The following is a 23788-nucleotide window of genomic DNA, read 5'->3' as shown; positions in this document are numbered from 1 at the left end:
CGTGGTCACCTTCCGTCGCCGTCGACGGCGGGCGCGACCGCCGGGTCGTCGTCGCGCGCCGGCTCCTCGGCGGGCGGCGGTTCCTGCGGCTTCGGCGGGAACCAGCGGCGTTCGATCCGCTCGCAGGCCATCCCCACGCACGCGCCGCCGAGGGCGGCCACGATCAACCCCAGGTTGTACGGCAGCCCGAGGAACAGCATCGCCAGCGCGCCGGCCGACACGGCGGCGCTCCAGATCTTCCAGCCGGCCAGCGCCCCGGCGAGCACGACGAGGAAGACGGCGGTCATCGGGAAGTCGAGGCCGGCGCGCCACCGCTCGGGCAGCAGGTGCCCGGCGACCATGCCGACGACGGTGGCGACGGCCCAGTTGACGTACATGACGGCGGACGCGCCGAAGTAGAACATGCTCTTGCGGCGGGCCGGCTCGCCGCCCTTCATCCGGTCGAACGCGACGAAGAAGACCGCGTCGATCAGCCCGAAGCCGAGCAGCAGCCGCCACCGTTGCGGCAGCTCCCGCACGTGCGGGGCGAGCAGCGTCGAATAGATCAGCATGCGCAGGCTGAGGATGAGGGTGGTCAGGACGATCACCGGCCACGCCGCGCCCTCGGCGATCAGCTTGAAGCCGATGAACTGGGCGGTGCCGGAGTTGACCACCATGGCCAGCCCGAACGTCTCCAGGTAGGACAGCCCGCTGGCCAGGCCGAGTGTCCCGCCGATCACGCCGAGGGGGAACGCGGACAGCAGGAACGGCACCATCGAGCGGGCCCCGGCGACGAACTCGCCGCGCGGCGTGGCGGGGCGCTCGGGGGCGCTGGTGGGCGTGCGGTCAGACATGGTCCTCCCCGGGGCGGCTGTCGCGCGGCATGGCCGGGCCGGCGCCGGCGACGAGGTCGGCCACCTCCCCGGCGCGGGTACGGCAGAAGTAGTGTCCCCCACCATCGATCTCCGCGAGGGTCACGTCGGCGGCGATGCGTCGCCACGCAGCGGGCGCGTCGCCCGGCGCGGCGGTGAGCGGGTCGTCGGCGGCGAGCACCACCGTCACCGGCACGGTCAACGGGCGGTCGGCCAGGGGGTCGAGCCGGTCCCGCAGGTAGGTGTGCGAGCCGAGGGCGTCGTGCCGGAACGCGGCGACCAGCGCCGAGGTGTGCCCGGCGTCGAGGCCGTCGAGGTCGGTGAAGCCGGTCTGCCCGACCAACCAGTCCACGACCCCGGCCTCGTCGAGGGCGCGTACCTCGGCGATGCTGGCGTCGATGTCGGCGGCGTCGCGCAGCAGCTTGCCGCCGAGGAACAGCCGCGCGGGCGGGGACCCGGCGGCGGCGAGCAGCCGGGTGACCTCCACGGCGAGGGCCGCGCCGACGCAGTGCCCCCACAGCAGCACCTCGCCCCCGGCGGCGGCGCGCAGCTCGGCGACGACCCGGCCGGCCACCTCGTCGAGGTCGGCCAGGGGCTCGGGGCGACCGGGGTCGTGCCCCGGCAGGGCGACCGCGAGCACGGCCACGCCGCGTGCGGCGAGCGCCTCGGCCAGGGGCCGGAAGGCGAGCGGGTTGCCGGCGGCGTACGGGAAGCAGACCAGGACCCGGTCGGCGGCGACGCCGGGCGGCGACAGCGGCTGCAACAGCGGCGCGGCGATGCCGGTGCCGGCGGCGGCCGGGGTGGCGGCGGCATCGACGGCGCGGGCCAGCGGGCCCAGGTCGGAGTGGGTCATGAGCTGCCGGAGGGTGACCAGCGGGCGCAGCGCGGCGACGACCCGCATCGCGGCCAGGGAGTTCCCGCCGAGGTCGAAGAAGTTGTCCTCCTCGGCGATGTCGGCCACCGGCACGTCGAGGGTGTCGGCCCACGCGCGGGCGATGCGGCGGGCCGTGTCGGTGCCGGGCGGGGTGCGCCCGGCCGGGGCGGCGGGCGCGGCCGGCGCGGGGCGGGCGAACGCCCGGCGGGCGGGGACGAGGCGGGCCGGCGGCAGGCCCGGGTCGTAGCCGCCGTGCGGGGCGTCCGGGTCGTCGGCCAGGGCCACCAGGGCCCGCCGGTACGCCGCGCCGAGGCCGGCGGCCTGCTCGGCGGTGAACTCGGCACTGTGGTAGTGCAGGCTGAGCCGGACCTGGTCGGTGAGGAAGTCCCGCATGAACTCGGCGCGCAGCGCGAACTCGGTCTCCGTGCTGACCCGCACGTCGAGCAGGTCGAAGCCGGGCAGCTCACGCAGCTGCTTGAGCAGGTAGAAGTGGGTGTAGTTGAAGACCGTCTCGAACAGCGTGTCGGTGGTGGCGGCGTCGGCCTTCATCTGCGCCATCGGGTAGCGGCGGTGCGGCAGCAGGTCCGCCTCGGCCCGGTAGACCCGGCCCACCAGGTCGGCCCAGCTCCCGTCGCCGATGTCGACGCGCACCGGCACGGTGTTGAGGAACAGGCCCAGCGCGGCGGTGGCGCCCTCGGCCTCGGGCCGGCCGCTCTGCTCGTACCCGGTGATCACGGCCGGGTCGGCGGCCAGCGCGCCGACCACCTTGACGTGCGCGGCCAGCAGCAGGGTCTTCAGCGGCACGGCCAGCCGGTCGGCCAGCCGCAGCAGCCGCTCGGACAGCGCGGCGGGGATGTCCACCTCGTGGAACACCACGGGGTGCGCGGCGGGCTCGGCGGGCGGCTCCCAGCGGGGCAGCTCGGTGACCCCGCCGGCGGCCAGGACGTCGCGCCAGAACTCCCGGTCCCCGGCCGAGGCGACGGCCCGCCGTTCCAGGCCGATGTAGTCGCGGAAGTGGTTGCCGGCCGGCGGCTCGGGCAGCGGGCGGCCGGCGCGCAGCCGGTGGTACGTGTCGAACAGCCGGGTGTGCAGCAGGGTGATGCTCCACCCGTCGAGGGCGGAGTTGTGCTGGCTGAGGCTGTAGCGGTAGAGGTCGTCGGCGAGCACGTGCACGTGGATGCGGACCAGCCCCGGCTCCTGCCAGACGAACCGGTACGACTGCTCCCGGTCGTGCCAGTCGGCGTACCGGCGCTCCTGCTCGGCGGGGGTGAGCCCGCGCAGGTCGGTCACCCACAGCGGGGTGGGCGCGTCGGCGTGCACGAGCTGGAGCTGCTCCGAGTAGCCGGTGAGGTGGTAGCTGGTGCGGAAGATCGGGTGGTCGGCGACCAGCCAGCGCACGGCCGCCGCGAACGCGGCCTCGTCGAACGGGGCGCTGATCAGGAAGCTGATGATGTCGTGGTACTGGGCCGCGCCCCGGGCCAGCTCGTTCTGGAAGATCAGCCCGGCCTGGAGCTGGCCCAGCGGGTACGCGTCGACCACCGTGTCGGGCAGCAGCGCCCGGTCGGCCGGCGACACCAGGTCGAACGGCGCGTACGCCGGGGGTCGCTGGCCGTCGGCGGGGGCCGCGGCGAGCGCGGCGATCGTGGGGTGCCGGAACATCTGCTGGAAGCTGAGGTCCAGGCCGGCGGCGTGCGCCCGGGCCAGGACGGTGACGAAGTGGATGGAGTTGCCGCCGAGGGCGAACAGGTTGTCCTCCACCCCCACCCGGTCGACCCCAAGCACGTCGGCCCACGCCTGGGCGAGGATCCGCTCGGCGTCGGTGCGCGGTGGCACGTACGGCCGGTCGTCGGCGGGCGGGTCGGGCAGCGCCCGCCGGTCCAGCTTGCCGTTGGCCGACAGCGGGAACTCGGCCAGCTCCACCACCCGGGCGGGCACCAGGTAGGCGGGCAGCACCCCGGCCAGGTGGTCGGTGAGCGCCCGTTCGGCCACCGGGGAGGCGGTGCGCACGTAGCCGAGCAGGTTGCCGTCGCGGGCGACGACCACGGCGTCCTTGACGGCCGGGTGGCCGCGCAGCGCCTCCTCCACCTCGCCCAGCTCGACCCGGTAGCCGCGCACCTTCACCTGGTGGTCGAGGCGGCCCAGGTAGTCGATGGTGCCGTCGGGCAGCACCCGGGCGAGGTCGCCGGTGCGGTAGACCCGGTCCTCCCCGACGGCGGGGGCGGCGACGAACCGGTCCCGGGTCAGCTCGGGCCGGTTGAGGTAGCCCCGGGCCAGCTGCACCCCGGCGATGCACAGCTCGCCGGGCACGCCGACGGGCTGCGCCCGCAGCCGCCCGTCGAGCACGTGCAGCCGGGTGTTGTCCACCGGGCGGCCGATCGGCACCCGCGCCGCGCCGGGGACGCACGGGTGGTGGGTGACGTCGACGGTGGCCTCGGTCGGCCCGTACAGGTTGACCAGTTCGACGTGGGGCAGCAGCGCGGCGAGCCGGTCGACGTGGTGGGTGCCGAGGGCCTCGCCGCTGGCGAAGATCCGCCGCAGCCCGGCCAGGCCGGCGGTGTCGGCGGTGGCCAGCCAGTCGAGGAACGCGCCCAGCATCGACGGCACGAAGTGCAGGACGGTCACGCGGTGGGCGGCGACGGCGGCGACGATGGCGCGCGGGTCGCGTTCCGCGCCCGGCGGCAGCAGGCACACCGACGCGCCCTCGCGGGCCCACCAGAACAGCTCCCACACCGACACGTCGAACGTGGTGGGGGTCTTGTGCAGCACGACGTCGTCCGGGCCGATCGGGTAGTGCCGCTGCATCCAGGCGAGCCGGTTGGCCAGGGCCCGGTGCGCGATCATCGCCCCCTTCGGCTCGCCGGTGGAGCCGGAGGTGTAGATGACGTAGGCGAGGTCGTCGCCGTCGCCGGGCGGGGCGGGTTCGCCGGCCGGGGTCGCCGCCGGCCCGCCGGTCGGCGCGAGGTCGGCGGTCGGCGCGGGGTCGGCGGTCGGCGCGAGGTCGGCGGTCGGCGCGAGGTCGGCGTCGGCCGGGGGCAGCGCGACCACCGGCACGCCGTCGGGCACCGCCGTGGCGTCGGCGGCCACCACCAGGGCCGCGCCGCTGTCGCGCAGCAGGTAGCCGACGCGGGCCGGCGGGTAGCCGGGGTCCACCGGCAGGTAGGCCGCGCCGGCCCGGTGCACGGCCAGGATCGCCGCGAGCTGCGCGGGCGACCGCGCGGCCAGGACCGCGACGACCGTCTCCGGGCCCGCGCCGGCCGCGCGCAGGTCCGCCGCCAGCGCCGCGACCCGCCGCTCCAGCTCCGCCCAGGTCCAGGCGCCCTCGTCGGTACGCACGGCGACGCCCTCGGGCGTGTCGGCGGCCCGCCGGGCCACCCACGCGTCGGGGCGCGGGCCGGCGGCGACGTCCACGGTCGTGTCGTTCATGGCGGCGAGCACCGCCCGGTCGGCCGGGGTCACCAGATCGACGTCGTCGACGGGGCCGTCCGGGGCGGCGAGCGCGGCGGCGAGCAGGAGCAGCAGGTGGGCGGCGATCCGCTCGGCGGTGCCCCGGTCGTGGCGGGCGGCGTCGTGGTGGACGGTCAGGTCGGCGTCGACGACGGCCACGGTGATCCCGACGCGGGGGTCGACGGCCGCGTCGGCGGTGTGCACGGCGACGTCGAGGAACGGGTGGCGGCCCTGTTCGGCGTGCGGGGCGAGGTCCTCGGCGAGCAGCTCGACGGGGTAGTCGGCGTACCGTTCGGCCTCGGGCAGCGCGGCGCGCACCTGCCCGACGAGGTCCCGGTAGCTGCGGTCCGGGCCGGCGGCCACCCGCAGCGGCAGCAGCCCGGCCAGCGCGTCGCCGTCGGCGGGGCGGCCGACCAGCACCTCGGTCGCGCCGGTCCAGCGGCGCAGCAGGGCCGCCACGGCGGCGGCGACCAGCACGAACCGGGCCGCCTCGGCGCCCCGGCTGGCGGCGGCGAGCCGGTCGGCCAGCGCGGCGCCCAGCGGCACGGTGACCGCCTCCGGGCGCGGCGGGGTGCCCGGTGCGGCGGCGTGGTCTTCGGGGAAGCCCACCCGCTCCGCCCCGGCGGCGAGCACGCCGTGCCAGTGCCGGGCGTGGTCGGGCCGCCGCGCGGCGGCGATCCTGAGCTGGCCCCGGGTCATCAGCGACTGCATGAGCTCTCCCGGCTACAGGTCGATGTCGATGGTGGTCGGGGCGGCGGCCACGGGGGCCGCCGCGCCGGTCAGCTCGCCGACCGGGCGGCCCGGGTCGGCCAGCACGGCGTCGAGCAGGTCGAGGTACAGGTCGGCGAACGCGCGCACGGTCTGCGGCAGGAACAGCCCGGCGTGGTACGCCCAGTGCACGGTGAGCCCGTCGGGCCGCTCGTAGACCTGCATGTCCAGGTCGAACATGGCCTGCCCGGTCGGGGCGACGGCCAGCTCCACCGGCCGGCCGAGGAACTCGACCCGGGCCACCTCGGCGTGCTGCATCGCGAACAGGGTGTCGAACAGCGGGTGCCGGTGCGGGTCGCGCACCGGCAGCACCGCCTCGACCAGGCTGTCGAACGGGAAGTCCTGGTGGGCGAAGGCGTCCACCGCGTCCCGGGCCACCTCGGCCAGCAGCGCCCGGAACGGCACGTCGGGGCGGACCCGGTGGCGCAGGCAGACGGTGTTGACGAACATGCCCATGGTGGCGTCCAGCCCGGGTGCGCCCCGGCCGGCCACCGGCGTGCCGACGGTCACGTCGACGCCGTCGGCCCCGCCAGGGCCGCCCGTGGCGGCGGCAAGGAACGTCGCGTAGCCGGCGAGCAGCAGGTGGAACAGGGTGACGCCCTCGCGGCGGGCCAGCGCGCGCAGCGCGGCGGTGCGGGCGGCGTCCACGGCGAACTCCACGACACCGGCGGCGGCGGTCGACGGGTCGCCCGCGTCGGGCCCCGTGCCGCGGTCGGCGTCGGTGGGCAGGCGCGGCGGCGCGGGCGGGTCGGCGAACCGGGCCAGCCACCAGTCGCGCCCCGGCGGCTCCTGCGCGTGCGTCCACACCGCGTAGTCGGCGTACTGGGCGGGCACGGGCGGCAGGTCGCGGCCGGCGTAGCGGGCGTCGACCTCGCGCAGCAGCAGGGCCAGGGAGAGCCCGTCGGTGACGATGTGGTGCAGCTCCAGGGCCAGCGCCGCCCCGGTCGGGGTGCGCCGCAGCTCGGCGCGCAGCAGCGGCGGGGCGGCCAGGTCGAACGGGGTCACCGCGACCGGCTCGTCGGCGGCGCGGGCCACCTCGGGCAGCTCACACACCACGCCGGGCAGCACCCGCTGCACCGGCCGGCCCGCCTCGGTGCCGAACGCGGTGCGCAGGATGTCGTGCCGGGCCACCACGTGCCGCAGCGCCTGGCCCAGCCGGGCGGCGTCGGTGTCGGCGGGCACCGGCAGCAGCAGCGGCAGGTGGTAGGCCACCGAGGCCGGGTCGCGGGACTGGGCCAGGAACACCCGCCGCTGCTGCGGCGACAGCGGGTACGCCCGCGCGGCGGCGGCCCGGGGCAGCGGCGTGGCGGCGCGGGCCTGGCGTACCTCGGCGGCGAGGGCGGCCACGGTCGGGTGGCGCAGCACGGCGGCCGGCGACAGGGCCGTGCCGAAGACCCGCTGGGCCTCCACGGCCAGCGCGACAGCGGCCAGGGAGTCCCCGCCGGCGGCGTAGAAGTCGTCGAGCACGCCGAGCTTGGGCAGCCCCAGCACCCCCTCCCACACCCGCACGAGCTGCCGTTCGGTGTCGTCGCGCGGCGGCTGGTACGCCCCGTACCGGTCGTCGGGGGCGACCAGGTCGGCCGGGTCGAGCGAGTCGACCTGGACGATGTGCCGGGGCAGCTCCCCGTCGGGCAGTTCCCGCGCGAGCTGCCCGCGCAGCGCCAGCGGGTCGAGGTGGTCGTCGGCGACGACGTACACGCAGCCGTCCTTGACGGCGACCCGGTCGACCTGCGGCCAGAGCCGGGCGAGGGTGTCCACGTCGGGGGTCATCGGGCGGCTCCGATCGCCTCGGCCAGCCCGCGCACGGTCTGGTGCACGTACAGGTGGCGGGGGGTGAGATCGGCGAGGCCCTGGTCGCGCAGCTCGTTGAGCAGCCGCAGGGCCAGCAGCGAGTTGCCGCCCAGGTCGAAGAAGTTGTCCTCCGGCCCGACCTCGGCGCCGAGGACCCGCTGCCACACCGCCCGGATCCGCTCGTCCAACGCCGCGTCGGCGGCGGGCGCGGGGGCCGACGCGGGCAGCTCGGCCGGGGCGGGCAGCCGGGCGGTGTCGAGCTTGCCGTTGCCGGTCAGCGGCAGGGCGGGCAGCGCGGTGACCGTCGCCGGGACCATGTAGTCGGGCAGCATCCGGGCCGCGCGGCGGCGCACCTCGGCGAGCACGCCGGTGGCGGCACGGGCCCCGACGGCGGCCCCGGCGGCGGGGTCGGCGGCGGTCCCGGCGGCGGCGGGGTCGGCGAGCACGACGTAGGCGTGCAGCCGGGTGTCGGCGGACTCCGCGCCGGTCTGCACCACCACGGCCACGGCCAGCACCCCCGGGTCGTCCAACAGCACCTGGCGGATCTCGTCCAGCTCGATGCGGTAGCCGCGCACCTTCACCTGGTCGTCGAGGCGGCCCAGGTGCTCCAGCCGCCCGTCGGGCAGCAGCCGGCCCCGGTCGCCGCTGCGGTACATCCGTCCGCCCGCCCACGGGTCGGGCCGGAACCGCTGCGCGGTCAGCTCGGGGCGGTGCAGGTAGCCGTCGGCCACCCCCGCGCCGCCCACGTGGATCTCCCCCGCCGCGCCGGGCGGCAGCAGCCGGCCGTCCGGGTCGAGCACGTACACCCGCCAGCCGGGCAGGGCACGCCCCACCGACCGGCTGCCGGCCAGCGCCAGCCCCCGGTCGAGGGTCTGCGCGGTGACGTGCACCGTGGTCTCGGTGATGCCGAACATGTTCACCACCCGGCACTCCCGCTCCGGGTGCCGGTCGAACCAGCCGGTGAGCATCCGGGCGTCCAGCGGCTCGCCGCCGAAGACGACCAGCCGCACGGCGAGCCGGTCGGCGGCGCGCCGGTCGACGTCGAGGAGCTGCGCGAACGCCGACGGGGTCTGGTTGAGCACGGTCACCCGCTCGGCGGCCAGCAGGGCGTGGAACTCCTGCGGGGACCGGGTGACCAGGTGCGGGACGACCACCAGGTGCCCGCCGGTGAGCAGGCAGCCCCAGATCTCCCACACCGAGAAGTCGAAGGCGCTGGAGTGGAACATCGTCCACACGTCGGCCGGGCCGAGCCCGAAGTCCCCGGCGGTGGCGTCCACGAGGGCGAGGACGTTGCGGTGCGGGACGCACACCCCCTTGGGCCGGCCCGTGGAGCCGGAGGTGTAGATGACGTACGCGGTGTCGTCGGGCCCGCCCGCCGCCGGCTCCTTCCCCGCCGCGTCGTCCGGCCCGGCGGTCAGCCCGGCCGGGTCGATCCCACCACCGCCGACGAGCAGGGCGACGCCGGAGTCCTCGACGGTGTAGCGGATCCGCTCGGCCGGGTACGCCGGGTCGACCGGCACGTACGCGGCCCCCGCCCGCAGCACGCCGAGCAGCACCGCGATCAGGTCGACCGACCGGTCCAGGCAGACGCCCACCCGGTCGCCGGGGGCCACCCCGTGCGCGGCGAGGGCGCGGGCCACCCGGGTGGCGGCGGCGTCCAGTTGCGCGTACGTCAGCCGTTGGCCGGCGCAGGACACGGCCGGCGCGTCGGGTCGCCGCCTGGCGTGCCGGGCGACGCGGCCGGCGATGGTGTCGACCGCCGGGGGCGGCCCGCCGGGGCCCCGGCCGAGGGCGACGATCGCGGCCCGCTCGGCGTCGTCGAACAGGTCGTGACCGGCCAGCGGTCGGTCCGGGTCGGCGAGGACCTGCCCGAGCACCCGGACGACCTGGCGGGCGAACGCCGCAACCAGGTCGCCGGACCACCCGGCGGTGCGGTGGTGGCAGGTCAGCGTGGTGCCGGCCAGCGCCAGGGTCAGCGGCCACAGCGGGGCCAGGCAGGGCCGGTACGCGTCGGCGGGGCTGGCCGCGTCGAGCACGCCGACCTCGACGTCGAGGAACCCGGCGGGCGGCGCGCCGCCGGCGACCGGCCAGGGCGACCCGGTCGCGGCGGCGGTGGCGAGCAGGTCACGGGCGCCGCCGTCGACCGGCACCCCGACGACGGCCAGCCGCTCGTCGACGACCGCGCCGACTAGGGCCCGGCGCACGCCCCGGTACCGGGCCAGCACCGCGCCGACCGCCGCGACGAGGGCGGCCAGGTCGGTCCCGGCCGGCACGGCGACGATGTGCGCGGCGGGGCGGTCCGGCCCGGGGTCGCCGCGCAGCCAACCGGTGTCCCCGGCGTCGGGGTCGGAGGCGGAGGCGTCGGCAACATCGGCGGAGGCGGAGGCGGGGGCGTCGGCGTCCGACCCGCTGCTCCCCGGGGCGGCCGGGTCGGTCAGCTCGGCCAGCAGGGTGCCGAGGCGGTGCCGGCCCACGGCGTGCCGGCGGGCGACCAGCACCAGGTCGGCCCCGTCGTCGTGGCGCAGCAGCACCGCCCGCAGGTCCGGGCCGCCGACCGGCAGCGGCCGGGCCAGTTCGGCGTCGCGGCGGCGCACGGCCAGCCCGGCCGGCACCCGCTCCACCCACAGCCGCCCGCCGGCCAGGCCGTGCCGCCGGGTGAGCACGGCGTACGCCTCGGCGAGGCCGTCGGCGTCGGCGTCGGGGGCGACCCGGGCGCTCGCGGCGTGACAGAACCGGGCCGCCTCGGTCGGGTGGGGGGTGTGCGGGGCGCTCATCGGGTGGTGAACCCTCCGTCGACGGTGATGACCGAGCCGGTGACCTGCGCGGACTCGTCCGAGGCGAGCCAGAGCGCCGCCTGGGCCACCGCGCCGGGCTCGATCAGCGCGTTCATCGGCTGGGCCTGCACGAACGTCTCCTCGTGCTCGGCGACCGGCACCTCCAGCGACCGGGCGATCTCGGCGAGCATCCGGCCCTCGACGTGCGGGTCGTCGCGCACCGAGCCGGGGCACAGCGCGTTGACCCGCACCCGCAGCGGGGCGTAGTCGAGCGCGGCGGCCCGGGTCAGCCCGACCAGGCCGTGCTTGGCCGCCACGTAGCCGGCGAAGTGCCGGTAGCCGACCAGCCCGGCGGTGGACGCGACGTTGACGATGCTGCCGGCGCGCTGGCGGCACATCACCTCGCCGACCGCGCTGATCATCCGCCACGGCCCGGACAGGTCGACGTCCAGCATGAGCTGCCACTCGGCCTCGGTGATCTCGTGCGTCGGCTTGCCCGACGGCGCGGCGATGCCGGCGTTGTTGACCAGCACGTCGACCCGGCCGAAGCGCGCCACCGCCAGCGCGACGGCGGCCCGGACGGCGGCCAGGTCCCGCACGTCGGCCTCGACCGGGTACGCGGCCACCCCGTACCCGGCGCACAGGTCGGCGGTGTGCGCGAGCTGGCTCGCCGAGCCCAGCGGGTACGGCACGCCGGGCAGGTCCCCGGCCAGGTCGACGAGGACCACGTCGGCCCCCTGGGCGGCGAACGTCACCGCGCAGGACCGGCCCAGCCCCCGGGCGGCACCGGTGACGATGGCGGTCTTGCCGGCCAGCCGGTCGCCGGTGACCACCGGTGCGGGGCGGGTCGGCGCGTCGGTCATCGCGTCAGCTCCGCGCCGACCAGGTCGAGCACGGCCGCCGGGGAGTCGGTCAGGTACATGTGGCCGCCGGGCAGCCGCCGCACGGCGAAGGTGGCCGAGGTGACCCGCCCCCAGCCGGCGAGCGCCTCGTCGGCGACGAGCGTGTCGTCCGCGCCGCGCAGGGCGGTGACCGGCACGTCGACGCGCTTCTCCCCCGCCGGCCGGTACGCCTCGTGCAGCTCCACGTCGGCGCGCAGCACCGGCAGCAGCAGCTCCCGCATGTCGGGGTCGGCCAGCGCCGGGTGGGTGTACCCGGCGAACTCCTCCACCCGGGCGACGAACTCGTCGTCGGGCAGCCCGGCGGCGGTGCGCTCGCGCCCGGACCACGGGTCCGGGGAGCCGCTGACGAACAGGTGGGACACGGCCACCCCGGCGGCCCCGGTGAGCCGGCGGGTCATCTCGTAGGCGAGCACCGCGCCCATGCTGTGCCCGAACAGGGCCACCCGGTCGCGGCCGGCGACCAGTTCGAGGACCTCGTCGAGCAGCCCGTCGACCGCCTGCTCCAGGCGGCGGTACGGCTCCTCGACGAACCGCTTCTCCCGCCCCGGCAGCGACACCGGGACGACGTCCAGCTCGGGCGGGGCGACGCGCCGCCACGATTGGTACACCGACGGGCCCGCGCCGGCGTACGGGAAGCAGAGCAGTGTCGTGCGGGTCAAGACGGCTCCTTGCCGGTCAGGGCGGTCCGGACGGCGCGCAGCAGCCCGGCGTCGGCCCGGGCGAGCAGGTCGTGCCCGCCGGGAACGGTCAACGTGGTGCAGCCGGCGGTGGTCAGGTCGGCCCAGGCCGCCGCGTCCACCGCCGACACGTGCGGGTCGGCGTCGCCGACGACGACGGTGACCGGGGTGGCCACCGGGTCGGCGTCGCGCAGCCGGTAGCTGCGGCCCAGCTCGAAGTCGGCGCGGGCCGCCGGCAGGGCCGCCGCGGCCAGGTCCGGGTGCCCGGCCACCGCCGGGGGCAGGGTGCCCAGCGCGACCAGCTCGGCGAGGAACGCCGCGTCGTCCAGGGTGGAGTAGTCCGGTTCGACGCCGCTGCGGTGCGGCGGCACCGCCGAGGAGACCACCAGCGCGTCGGCGGGCCGGTGGCCGCGCCGGGCCAACCGCCGGACCAGCTCGAACGCCACGTACGCGCCGAGGCAGTCGCCGTAGACGGCGTACGGGCGGTCGAGGTGGGGCGCGAGCGCCGCCTCCAGGGCCTGCACCAGCGGGGTCATCCGGCGCGGGGCGGCCTCGGTGGCGCGTTCCCGCCGGCCCGGGTACTGCACGGCGTTGACCTCGACCGACCGGGGCAGCCCGGTGCGCCAGCTCTCGAACGCGCCCGCGTTGCCGCCGGCGTAGGGCAGGCAGAACAGCCGCAGCGCGGGGCGGGGCACCGGCGCGCGGACCACCAGCCACGGGTCGCGGTCAGCCATCGCGGGCCACCCGGTCCACCAGCGCCCCGAAGTCGGCCAGTTCGGCGAACTCGGCCAGGGTCAGCCCGGTGCCGTACCGCTGGCGCAGCGTGCGGACCAGGCGCAGCGCCCGCAGCGAGTCCCCGCCGGCGGCGGCGAACGTGGTGGCGGCCGAACGCGGCGTCACCCCGAGGACGTCCCGCCAAGCCCCGGCGACCCGCGCCGACCAGCGGGAGCGGGCGTCGGTGGGCGCGTGGGCCGGCGGCCCGGCCGGCGGCAGCGCCGCGGTCGGCTCGGTGGCCAGCAGCCGGGTGAAGGTCGCGGCGAGCCGGTCGGCCCAGTCCGCGTCGAAGCGGCGGCCGTCGTACTGCAGGGCGAGGACGAGCCGGCCGGTATCGGGGACCACCGCCACGTCGACGGCGAGGCTGAACCCGACGTCGACCGTGGTCACCCGGCTGACCACGACGCGGGGGCCGGCGCGGTCGTCGGCGTGGAAGTGGGTGTAGTTGAAGAAGCTGTCGAAGCGGGGCCCCGCCCCGCCGGCCCGGACGATCTCGGCCAGCGGGAACCGGTGGTGGCCCATCAGGGACCGCTCGGCGTGCCAGGCGTCCCCGGCCAGCTCGGCCAGCGGCCGGCCGCGCAGGGTCGCCGTGACCGGCAGGGTGTTGAGGAACAGCCCGAGGGTGGCGTCGCTGCCCGCGCCCTCGGGCCGACCGCCGACGACCAGGCCGGAGACCACGTCGTCGCGGCCGGCGGTCTCGCCGAGCGCCCGCAGGTGCACCGCCAGCAGGTACGACTTCACCGGCACCCCGGCCGCGCGGGCCGCCTCGGCGACCCGGTCGGTGACGTCGTCGTCGAGCGGCACCGGCCGGGTGACGGTGATCCGGGGGCCGGGCCCGCCGAGCAGCAGCGGCGGCGCGGCACCGGGGCCGTCGAGCCAGAACCGGCGGGTGGCCGGGTCGGCGAGGGCGGCCCGCTCGGCGGCGACGTGGTGGTACGGCGGCAGGGCCGCCGGGGCGGGCGGGGCGGGCCGGCCCGTTCGCCGCCGCTCGTGGTCGGCCAGCAGGGCGCGCAGGAACAGGTCCAGGCTCCAGCCGTCGAGGACGGCGTGGTGCTCGGCGACGACGAGGGTGAACCCGTCGGCGCCCTCGTCGACGGCCTGCAGCCGGACCAGCGGCGGGCGTTCCCAGTCGAACGGGCGGGCCCGTTCGGCGGCGATCAGCGCGTCGACGTGGGCGGCGCGGGCGGCCGGGTCGGCGTCGGCCAGCGCGTCGACCGGCACGTCGGCGGGCGCGTCGGCGTGCACCAGCTGCAGCGGCTCGGCGTACCCGTCGAGAGCGAAGCCGGTGCGCAGCACCGGGTGCGCGGCCACCAGCGCGGCGAACGCGGCGCGCAGCGCGGCCGGGTCCAGCGGCGCGTCGACGCGGTGCGCGGTGACGTTGTGGTACATCGCCGGGTCGCCGGTCAGCTCGCAGTGGTAGACCATGCCCTGTTGCAGGGTGGTCATCGGGTACGCGTCGACCGCCGACGCGGGCAGCCGGTCCCGGTCGGCGGCGGCCAGGAGCGTGTCCGCGCCCCGCTCGGGCCGAGCGGCGGCGGGCCCGGTGGACCGGTCGCCGTCGACCGGCACCGCCCCGGCGGTCGGCTCGTCGGCGTCCGGGTCGGCGAGGGTGATCTCGCCGTGGCTGACCAGCTCCCGGATCGACTGGTGGGCGAAGATGTCGCGCAGCCGGAACGACAGGCCCCGCCGGGCGGCGGCGACCTGCATCTGGATGCTGCGGATCGAGTCGCCGCCGAGGGCGAAGAAGCTGTCGGTCACGCCGACGGTCTCCAGGCCGAGCACCTCACGCCACGCCTCGGCGAGGATCTCCTCGGCCCGGTTGGCGGGGGCGACGCCCGGGCCGGCGGCGCGGCGGCCCCGCTCGGGGGCGGGCAGGGCGGCGCGGTCCAGTTTGCCGTTGCCGGTCAGCGGCAGCGCGTCGAGCACCACCACGGCCCCGGGGACCAGGTGCGCCGGCAGCCGCTCGGGCAGCCAGGCGGCGAGGCGGGCGTCCAGCGGCTCGCCGTCGGCCGGGGCGGCGGTCACCGCGGGGCGGGGGTCGTCGGCGTACTCGGGGCGCACGGCGTGCAGGGTGTACCGGTCGGTGCCCTCGAGCAGGTCGTCCTGGCGGGTGAGGACGGTGAAGCCGCGGTCCTCGAAGAACGCGATGAGCTCGTCGAGGCGGCCCTCGGTGGCGGTGCCGACGCCGTCGTGCACCTCCATCGCCACCTGCGCGACCAGCGGCCAGTGGCCCTCCCGGATTCCGGCGAGGACGTCGGCCTCGGCCCGCTGCACGTCGATCTTGAGCAGGTCGATGCGCTCGGGGGCCACCTCGTCGATGACGTCGGACAGCGGCCGGACGGCCACGCTGAGCCGGTCCGGCGCGAAGCGCTCCGTCAGCAGCTCGTCGACCCGGTCGAGCAGGGCGTCCCGGTCGGCCTCGCCCCGGTCCCGCTCGTTGGTCAGGAAGCGGCGGATGACGGCCTGTTCGGCGGCCGGGTCGGCGTACTCGGCGTGGCCGGACATCATGGCGTAGCCGGGATAGTAGGTGAAATCCACCTCGCCGGGTGCCGCCGCGAGCCCGTGCGGGTGCACGGTGGCGGGCACCCCGAAGGTGGCCACGTTGCGGCGCAACGCCTCGACCACCGACGGCACCGGCTCGAACGCGTGGATCGTGGCGTCCGGGCACACGGCGTGCACGAACAGCGAGAACATGCCGATGTTCGCGCCGACGTCGAACACCGTCGCCCCGGCCCGCAGCACCACCCCGTCACGCAGGTAGACCTGCTGGCGGAAGATCTCGTCGTACAGGTAGCGGGTCTCGTGGGGGTTGATGCCCACGATCCGGTCCACGTCGACCGCCGGCGGGCCCCCGGCGGGCGTCACGTACGCGACGAGCCGCGCGCCGTGCCCGTCGTCGTCGCGGGCCACCACCGCCGCGTCGGCCACCCCGGGGTGCTCGCGCAGGACCGCGGCGACCTCCCCCGGCTCGATCCGGAAGCCGTTGACCTTGACCTGGTCGTCGAGCCGGCCCAGGTAGGTCAGCCGCCCCCGCGCGTCGAAGCGCACCCGGTCGCCGGTGCGGTACACCCGCTCGACGCGGCCCGACGGCAGCGCCGCGGGCACGAACCGGCGGGCGGTGGCCTCCGGGTCGCCGAGGTAGCCGTCGGCGAGCTGGGGGCCGGTCAGGCACAGCTCCCCGGCCACCCCGGGCGGCACCGGGCGGAGCTGGCCGTCGAGCACCCACGCCCCCGTCCCCGGCAGCGGCCGGCCGATCGTCGGCGGGTCACCGGGGGTGATCTCGGCGCTGGTGGCGTCCACGGTGGCCTCGGTCGGGCCGTACAGGTTGACCGCGCGCACCCCGGGCAGGGCCGCCACGGCGTCCCACAGGTCCGCCGGCACCGGCTCGCCGCCGAGCAGCAGCACCCCCGGCAGCGCGGTCCGGCCGGCGGCCACCCCGTCGGCGGCGAGCAGGATGCGCAGCTGCGACGGGGTCAGGTCCAGCACGTCGACGCGGTGCGCGGCGAGCAGGCCGGCCAGCTCGACGCCGTCGCGGCGGGCCTCCTCCGGCACCAGGTAGAGGCTGCGGCCGTGCCCGAGCTGGACGAGCTGCTTGACGGAGGCGTCGAAGGTCAGCGGGGCGTTGACCGCCACCCGCGCCCCGGCCGGGGCGTTCGAATAGACGACGCGCTCCAGGGCGTGCGCCAGGTGCGCGGCGCTGCCGTGCGAGACCAGCACCGGGCGCGGCGTGCCGGTGGACCCCGAGGTGAAGATCACGTACGCCGGGTCGGTCGGCCGCGTCTCGGGCAGCGCGGCGGTGGCGGCGGTGGCGGCCAGCTCGGCGACGCCCGCGTGCGGCACGCCCGCCACGGGCCGGTCCCCGAGGACCAGGCCGGCGTCGACCGCGCGGGCCAGCTCGGCGAGGCGACGCGGGGGCGCGGCCGGGTCCAGCGGCACGAACACCGCGCCGGCGCGCAGCACGCCGAGGAACGCCACCACCGTGTCCCGGGAGCGGGCGGCCAGCACCCCGACCCGCCGGCCGCCGTGCAGGCCGCGCTCGACCAGGCCGGCGGCCACCCCGTCGGCGAGCCGGCACAGCTCGCCGAAGGTGTACGTCCCGTCGGCCGCGACGACCGCCTCGGCGCCCGGGTCGGCGGCGGCCAGCCCGCCGTGGAGCAGTTCGGCGAGGGTACGCGTCGGCGCGTCGGACGCCGGCCCGGCGGCCTCGACCAGCCAGCGCGTCTCCGCCGCGCCGAGCAGGGCCAGCGGGGCCCCGTCGGTCAGCGCGGCGGGCAGGGTGCCGAGCACGGCGAGCAGCCCCTCGCGCAGCTGCCGCCCGCCGGTGACCCGCAGGGTCGCCGTGCCCGCGTCGAGCACGGCGCTCAGGTGCGGCCCGCCCACCGGCGGCGGGGCGCTCACCCGCACGTCGGTGGCCCCGAGGGCGGCCAGGGTCGCCGGGGCGACGGCCGGCACGGCGGCGAAGCCGGCCACCGCCGCGGAGTCGACGCCCACCGGCTCCAGCAGGTGGAACGTCTCCTCGGTGGGGCGCTCCGCGCCGCGTACCTCGTCGAGGAGCTGTTTCGGCGCGGCCGGCAGCGGCAGGCGCAGCCGCAGCGGCGCGTAGCCGCCCAGCGGCCCGACCACGGCGGCGGTGCCGTCGGCGTGCCGGCCGTCGCTCCAGCGGGCCAGCACCAGCTCGGCGTCGTCGGCCCCGGCGGGCGGCTCGGCCCGGCGGGACAGGGTCAGCGCCCAGGCGGCCAGCAGCAGGCTGGGCACCGTCACCCCGGCCGCGTCGGCGGCGGCGGTCAGCGGGCCCAGCGGCACCTCGGCCACCGACTCCTCGGCCGCATCGTCGCCGTGCGGGGTGACCAGCCGGGCGGCCGGGACGTCGGGGGCCGCCGGCAGGCCCGCCTGCTGCCGCTCGTCGAACTGCCACTCCGAGACGTCGAGGAACTGCAGGGCGTCCGGGTCGTCGGCGAGGGACCCGCCGGCGTACGCGGTCGCCAGGTCGGCCAGCACCAGCCGCAGGCTCGCCGGGTCGGCGATCAGCGGGGCGGCGGCCAGCTCCAGGGCGTCGTCGGTGAGGGTCACGGACAGCTTGCCGGCCGCGCCGACGGTCACCGAGCGGGCGTCGTCGACGTCCTGCAGCGGCACCCGCAGGCCGGGGTGGTGCACCAGGGTCAGCCGCAGCGCCTCGTGCCGGGCGACCACCGCGTCGACGGCGGCCTGGAGGCGGGCGGCGTCCAGCGGACGGTCGAGCCGGACCCGGGCCCGCACGAGTTCCCGCGCCCCGGTGTAGGCGAGCCGCTGGACCGGGGAGAGTCGGTAGCCGTTCACACCACGCTCCGGTTGACGTAGAGGTCGGACATGGCGACGAGGATCTGCCGGTCGCCGGAGAAGGGCTCCCGCCCGTGGGTGGCGAGGAAGTTGTCCACCACCAGCACGTCGCCGCGCTGCCACGGCACCGACACGGCGTGCTCCCGGTAGAGGTCCCGGATGCCGGCGACCACCTCGTCGTCGATCGGGCTGCCGTCGCCGTGGTACGCGTTGCGCGGCAGCCCCTCGGGGCCGTACTCGCGCAGCAGCGCGGCGGACACCTCGGCCGGCATGTTGGAGCTGTGGAACAGGTGGGCGTGGTTGAACCAGAACGTCTCGCCGGTGCGCGGGTGGGTGGCCACGGCCTGCCGCCGGGCCCGGGTGCGCAGCCCGTCTCCGCCGAGCCAGGTGAACTCGGTCGCCGACGCCGCGCAGTAGGCCTCCACCTCCGCCCGGTCGGTCGTCTGGAACGCCTCCTGCCACGGCAGGTCCAGGTGCGGGCCGTAGTTGCGCACGTAGCACACCCCGTCGCGGGTGAACCGCTCGCGCGCCTGCGCCGGGATCCGGGGGGTCACCACCCGCTCGCTGGCCAGCGGGGTGGCCCCGCCGCTGCCGGTGGCCGGCTGGGCGCACCAGAAGTAGAGGTGGGTCGGCCAGTTGTGCGAGTACGACATCTCGTGGTGCAGCGGGATCCACTGCTCGGCGTTGAACTCGGTGGAGGTGAACACCCGGTCGGCGACCTCGGTGCGCGGCGCGGCCCGCTCCAGGTAGCCGAGCAGGTCCGGGGTGACCGCGCGGGCCGCCCGGCTGAAGTCGTCGGCGGTGGCCACCTCGAAGCCGCGGAACAGCACCGCGCCGTGGGCGTCCAGGTCGCGCAGCAGCTCGTCGCGGCGGCCGGCGAGCCAGCCGGCGAGGTCGAGGTCGGCCACCGCGGCCTCGACCAGCAGCACGAAGGAGTCGTCGACCAGCACCCGGCGGGTGACCGGCGCGGCGGCCGGCGCGGCCCCGCGCCGACGCGGCCCCGGCCCGCTCACGACCGGCCCCCGGCGGTCGCCGCCAGCTCGGGCGCGCTGACCGGGTCGGACATGGCGGTGAGGATGCGCCGGGGCGGGGTGAACGGCTCCCGGGCGTGCGCGGCCAGCATGTTCTCCACCAGCAGCACGTCGCCGCGCCGCCACGGGAACGACCGGGTCTCCGCCGCGTACGCGGCCCGCAGCTCGGCGAGCACGTCCGCGCCGATGGGCGTGCCGTCGCCGTACGCGGTCTGGTAGGGCAGGTCCTCCTCGGCCAGTGCCCGGCGCAGCCCCGCGCTGACCTCGTCGGGCAGGGAGGTGACGTGGAAGAACAGCGCGTGGTTGAACCAGGTGCGCTCCCCCGTCACCGGGTGCTCGCGCACGGCGGGCCGGACCTGCCGGGTGCGCAGCTGCTCCTCGCCCACCCACTGCGCCTCGATGCGGGCGCGGGCGCAGTATGCCTCGACCTCGGCGCGGCTGTCGGTCTGGAACGCCGTCTGCCAGGACAGGCTGATCCCGGGCAGGTAGTTGCGCTGGTAGCACACGCCGCCGCGGCGCTCGAACCCGGCGACGGTCTCGGGGCGCAGCCGGGCCAGCACCCGCCGGCTGTCGGCCAGCGGCGTCCGCCCGCCCGCGGCGGGCTCGGTCTCGCAGAAGAACACGATCCGCAGTGGCCAGTTCAGCGTGTACGACTGCTCGTTGTGCAGCACGATCGGCTGGTCGGCGGGGTGTTCGGTGGAGGTGTAGACGCCCTCGGTGACCTCGCTGCGCGGCGAGGACCGCTCGCCGTAGCTGAGCACGTCGTCGGAGAGGGCGGCCATCGCGGCCCGGAAGTCGGCGGGACCGGCCACGGCGAAGCCCCGCAGCAGCACGGCGGCGTGCCGGCGGGCCAGCTCGTCGACGGTGTCCCGGTTGCCGGCCAGCCAGGCCGCCAGGTCCAGGTCGGGCACGGTGGCCTCGACCAGGGCGGGCAGCGGACCGCCCGGCCAGTCGGGGCGTACGTCGACCAGGGAGCGGTCCCGTCGGCGGCGTCCGATGGCCGGCGCCACCCGGCTCTGCTCAGTCATCTCTCGTCCCCCAGGAATCGTCGACACACTCGGCGAGGCTGCGCGCGGGGTCGGCCGCCGCCCGGCGGAGGACCCCGACGAAGTCGTGGTGCCACGCCTGCGCGCGTGGACCGTCGAACAGGTCGGTGCGGTAGGTCCAGAGCGCCTCCAGGCCACCCCGGCGCTCGTCGAGCCAGCAGGTGAGGTCGAGCCGGGCGGCGTCCGGCGCGAGTTCCACCCCCGCGAGGTCCAGCCCCTGGGCCCCCCGCCAGGTGGCCGCCGGGGCGTTCTGCACGCCGAAGGCGACCTGCACCACCGGGTTGCGGTGCGGGTGGCGGGCCGGACGCAGCCGCTCCACCACCGCGTCGAACGGCACGCCCTGCCGTTCGCCGGCGAACAGCGCGGCGGCGCGGGCCTCGGCGAGCAGGTCGGCGAAGCCGCGCCGCGGCGCGGGGCGCAGCCGCAGCGGCATCGTGTTGACGAAGCAGCCGACGCTCTCCTCGGCCGCGACGCTGGTGCGCCCGGCGAACGCGGTGCCGACGAGCAGGTCGGTGCGCCCCGTACGGGCGCCGAGCAGGGCGGCGAACGCGGCCAGCCCGACCATGTAGAGGCTGGCCCGGTGGGCGCGGGCGAGCCGCCGCACGGCCTCGGCGTCGGCGGCGTCCACGGTCGCCCGCAGGCTGGCCCCCCGCGGGCGGTCGGCGGCGCGCGGGGCACGCGCGGGCGAGCCGGCGGGACCGGGCGGAGGCGATGCGGGGGCGGGCGCGGCCAGGTCGAGCAGGGTGGGCGCGTCACGCAGCCCGGCGACCACCTCGTCCAGGGCGCGGCGGCCGGCGGGGCCGGCCAGCCACTCCCGCTGGGCCAGCGCGAACGCCGCCGGCCCCGGCACGGGCCGCGCCGGCCACGGCGGGCGGGGCCGGGTGACCCGCACGGCGGCCTCCCGTTCGCTGTCGTAGCAGCGGCCGAGGTCGCGCACGAGCACGCTGAACGACCAGTCGTCGCAGACGATGTGGTGGGCCACCAGCAGCAGCGCGTAGCGCCGGCGGTCGTCGGCGACGAGGTGCGCGCGCAGCAGCGGCCCGGCGGCCAGGTCCATCGGGGTCCGGGCACTCGCGGCGGCCACCCGGGCGACCCGCTCCGCCAGCGGCCTCCCCGGCACGGGCCGCTCCAGGACCAGCTCGACCTGCGGGTCGTCGTGCACCCGCTGGACCGGGCCGGCGTCGGAGCTGGGAAACACGGTGCGCAGCGCGGGGTGCCGGGCGACGACCCGGCGCAGCGCCCGGGCCAGCGCCGCCCGGTCCACGGCACCGTCCAGCTCGACCACGTAGGACACCAGGTAGGAGGTGTCGGTCGGGTCGAGCTGGTGCAGGAACCACAGCCGGCGCTGCGCCGCCGACAGCGGCGCGGCCCCGTCGGCGACGGCGGGCGGGGCGGCGTCGGCGCGGGAGGGGCCGGTGGCGGGCGGGGCGGTGCGGGAGGCGCTGGTGGCGGGCGGGGTGGCGGCGGGCGGGGCCGGTGGGGCGGCGACCGCGGCGGCCCGCAGGTGGGCGGCGAGGGTGGCCACGGTGGGATGGTCGAACAGCGCCGCCGGCGGCACGGGCACGCCGGTGGCCGCCGCGAGCCGGGCCGCGCAGCGCAGGGCGAGCAGGGAGTCGCCGCCGAGGTCGAAGAAGTCGGCCTGCGGCCCGGCAACCGGCACGCCGAGCACGTCCCGCCAGACGGCGGCGACCTCCCGGGCGAGCCCGGCGTCGGCGGGGTCGAACGCATCGGCGGCAGGTGCGGCACCGGCGGCGTAAGTCGCGTCGGCGACGGCGGTCGGGTGCGGCGCGTCGGCCGCCTCCCACTCGGGGTCCGGCAGGGCCGCCCGGTCCACCTTGCCGCTCGGGGTGGTCGGCATCCGGTCCAGCCACACCACCGTCGCCGGCACCAGCGGGGCGGGCAGCCGCTCGCGCAGCCGGGCCGGCACGTCGTCGCGGCGCGCGCCGACCAGGTAGCCGACCAGGAGCGGGTCGCCGCTGGGCCCGGTACGCACGGCGGCGGCGGCCTCCCGCACGCCGGGCAGGTCGGCCAGGGCCGCCGCGACCTCGCCCAGCTCGATGCGGTGGCCGCGCAGCTTCACCTGGTCGTCGAGGCGGCCCAGGAACTCCAGTTGACCGTCGGGGCGCAGCCGGACCCGGTCCCCGGTGCGGTACATCCGCTCGCCGGGGCGGAACGGGTCGCGCAGGAACCGGGCGGCGGTCTCCTCCGGCCGGTCGAGGTAGCCCCGGGCCAGGCCCGCGCCCGCCAGGTACAGCTCCCCCGGGGTGCCGGGCGGCACCGGCATGCCGTCGGTGGCCAGCACGTACGCCCGGGTGTGCGGCAGCGGCCGGCCGATCGGCGGTACGCCCCCGTCGGCGGTGATCTCCGCCCAGGTCGAGTAGGTGGTGTCCTCGGACGGGCCGTAGAGGTTGAGCAGCCGGCGCACCCCGGGGCGGGCCAGGACGCGGGCGGCGAGGGCCACGGTCAGCGGTTCGCCGGCCAGGCACACGGTGCGTACGCCGGCCGGCAGGGCGTCGGCGGCGAGCAGCTCGCTCATCGCCGAGGGGACGGTGTTGACCAGCGTGACCGGCAGCGCGGCGGCGTCGGGACCGGCGAGGGCGAGGACGTTGTCGACCAGCAGCACCCGCCCGCCCCAGCACAGCGGGCCGAAGATCTCGAACACCGACAGGTCGAAGCAGACGCTGGTGGCGGCCAGCACGCCGCCCAGCTCCTGCGCGCAGAAGGCGGACCGGGTCCAGCCCATCAGCACCGAGGCGGAGCGGTGCTCGATGGCCACGCCCTTCGGCCGGCCGGTGGAACCGGAGGTGTAGATGACATAGGCGAGGCTGGAGGGATCGGCGTCGGTGTCGGGCCGGTCGGCGGGTGCCGCGGCCACGTCGAGGGTGTCCAGGGGCAACGCGGCGCGGCCGAAGCGGTCGGCCAGGCCGGTGCGGGTGAGCACCAGCCGGGCGCCGGAGTCCTCGGTCATGAACGCCACCCGCGCCGGTGGGTACGCCGGGTCGAGGGGCACGTACGCCGCGCCGGCCTTGAGCACCGCCAGCAGGGCGACCACCAGGTCGACGTCGCGGGGCAGGCAGACGCCGACCCGGTCCTGGCCGGTGACGCCGTGCGCCAGCAGGACCCGGGCGAGCCGGTTGGCCGCCTCGTCGAGTTGCCGGTACGTCAGCGCCCGGTCGCCGGCGCGCACCGCCTCGGCGTCGGGCGTCCGCTCCACCTGGGCTTCGACCAGGCGGTGCAGGCAGGCGCCGGTGAGCGGGACGTCGGGGACGCGGGGTGCGCCGGCCCGGCGCACCGGTCCGGCGGGCCGGGCGGAGATGGTCACTTCCGCCCGCGATTCGTCGTGCGCGTGCAGCCAGACACCGAACGGCCCCCAAGATCGTAACGGTACGTGCGCCCTGGATGACCCTTCGGCAGGTCAGCGCGCCGGGCCCCTCACGCTCTGCTACTTACAGCGATCGATCGATTGCTCTCCGCTGAGAGATTCCACGAGCGCCGATGGGAATGCCAAGGGCCCTCCCAAGATGCGGGACACCAGTGGCG

11 protein-coding genes are annotated in these 23788 nt (G+C 77.4%); all 11 read right to left on the bottom strand.

The genetic code is table 11. From position 1 onward, the window contains the following. Positions 1 to 5 precede the first annotated feature (5 nt). From GA0070558_RS24170 to GA0070558_RS24120, 11 genes are read right to left on the bottom strand one after another with little or no spacing between them, the layout of a single operon-like run. Positions 6 to 833, bottom strand: a complete 828-nt coding sequence (locus GA0070558_RS24170; protein ID WP_176734356.1) for an AzlC family ABC transporter permease — start codon at positions 831 to 833, stop codon at positions 6 to 8. Next, positions 826 to 5880 (bottom strand): non-ribosomal peptide synthetase, encoded by a 5055-nt coding sequence (locus GA0070558_RS24165; RefSeq protein WP_091283879.1) that lies wholly within the window; start codon positions 5878 to 5880, stop codon positions 826 to 828. Before GA0070558_RS24165 ends, GA0070558_RS24170 begins: the two co-directional genes overlap by 8 nt. A 12-nt stretch (positions 5881 to 5892) precedes the next feature. Further along, positions 5893 to 7707, bottom strand: a complete 1815-nt coding sequence (locus GA0070558_RS24160; protein WP_091283877.1) for a condensation domain-containing protein — start codon at positions 7705 to 7707, stop codon at positions 5893 to 5895. Then, entirely contained in the window at positions 7704 to 10502 is a 2799-nt protein-coding gene (locus GA0070558_RS24155; protein ID WP_091283875.1) for an amino acid adenylation domain-containing protein, read from the bottom strand. The genes GA0070558_RS24160 and GA0070558_RS24155 overlap by 4 nt, the downstream gene beginning before the upstream one ends. Continuing rightward, positions 10499 to 11365 (bottom strand): SDR family oxidoreductase, encoded by an 867-nt coding sequence (locus tag GA0070558_RS24150; protein WP_091283873.1) that lies wholly within the window; start codon positions 11363 to 11365, stop codon positions 10499 to 10501. Before GA0070558_RS24150 ends, GA0070558_RS24155 begins: the two co-directional genes overlap by 4 nt. Further along, positions 11362 to 12063, bottom strand: a complete 702-nt coding sequence (locus tag GA0070558_RS24145) for a thioesterase II family protein (protein ID WP_091283871.1) — start codon at positions 12061 to 12063, stop codon at positions 11362 to 11364. Before GA0070558_RS24145 ends, GA0070558_RS24150 begins: the two co-directional genes overlap by 4 nt. After that, positions 12060 to 12815, bottom strand: coding sequence for a thioesterase II family protein (locus GA0070558_RS24140; protein ID WP_091283869.1), 756 nt, complete (start codon positions 12813 to 12815; stop codon positions 12060 to 12062). Before GA0070558_RS24140 ends, GA0070558_RS24145 begins: the two co-directional genes overlap by 4 nt. After that, positions 12808 to 18171, bottom strand: coding sequence for a non-ribosomal peptide synthetase (locus GA0070558_RS24135; RefSeq protein WP_091283867.1), 5364 nt, complete (start codon positions 18169 to 18171; stop codon positions 12808 to 12810). Before GA0070558_RS24135 ends, GA0070558_RS24140 begins: the two co-directional genes overlap by 8 nt. Further along, positions 18168 to 19184, bottom strand: a complete 1017-nt coding sequence (locus GA0070558_RS24130) for a TauD/TfdA family dioxygenase (protein WP_091283866.1) — start codon at positions 19182 to 19184, stop codon at positions 18168 to 18170. Before GA0070558_RS24130 ends, GA0070558_RS24135 begins: the two co-directional genes overlap by 4 nt. Further along, entirely contained in the window at positions 19181 to 20230 is a 1050-nt protein-coding gene (locus GA0070558_RS24125) for a TauD/TfdA family dioxygenase (protein WP_077940162.1), read from the bottom strand. Before GA0070558_RS24125 ends, GA0070558_RS24130 begins: the two co-directional genes overlap by 4 nt. Then, positions 20223 to 23570: a non-ribosomal peptide synthetase gene (locus GA0070558_RS24120; RefSeq protein WP_091283864.1), complete on the bottom strand. Its 3348-nt coding sequence runs from the start codon at positions 23568 to 23570 to the stop codon at positions 20223 to 20225. The genes GA0070558_RS24125 and GA0070558_RS24120 overlap by 8 nt, the downstream gene beginning before the upstream one ends. Positions 23571 to 23788 lie beyond the last annotated feature (218 nt).

This window comes from Micromonospora haikouensis (assembly GCF_900091595.1).
GTDB classification, from domain to species: Bacteria; Actinomycetota; Actinomycetes; order Mycobacteriales; family Micromonosporaceae; genus Micromonospora; species Micromonospora haikouensis.
The sequence above is the reverse complement of the archived record's forward strand: the minus strand, read 5'-3'. Positions and strand labels throughout refer to the sequence as shown.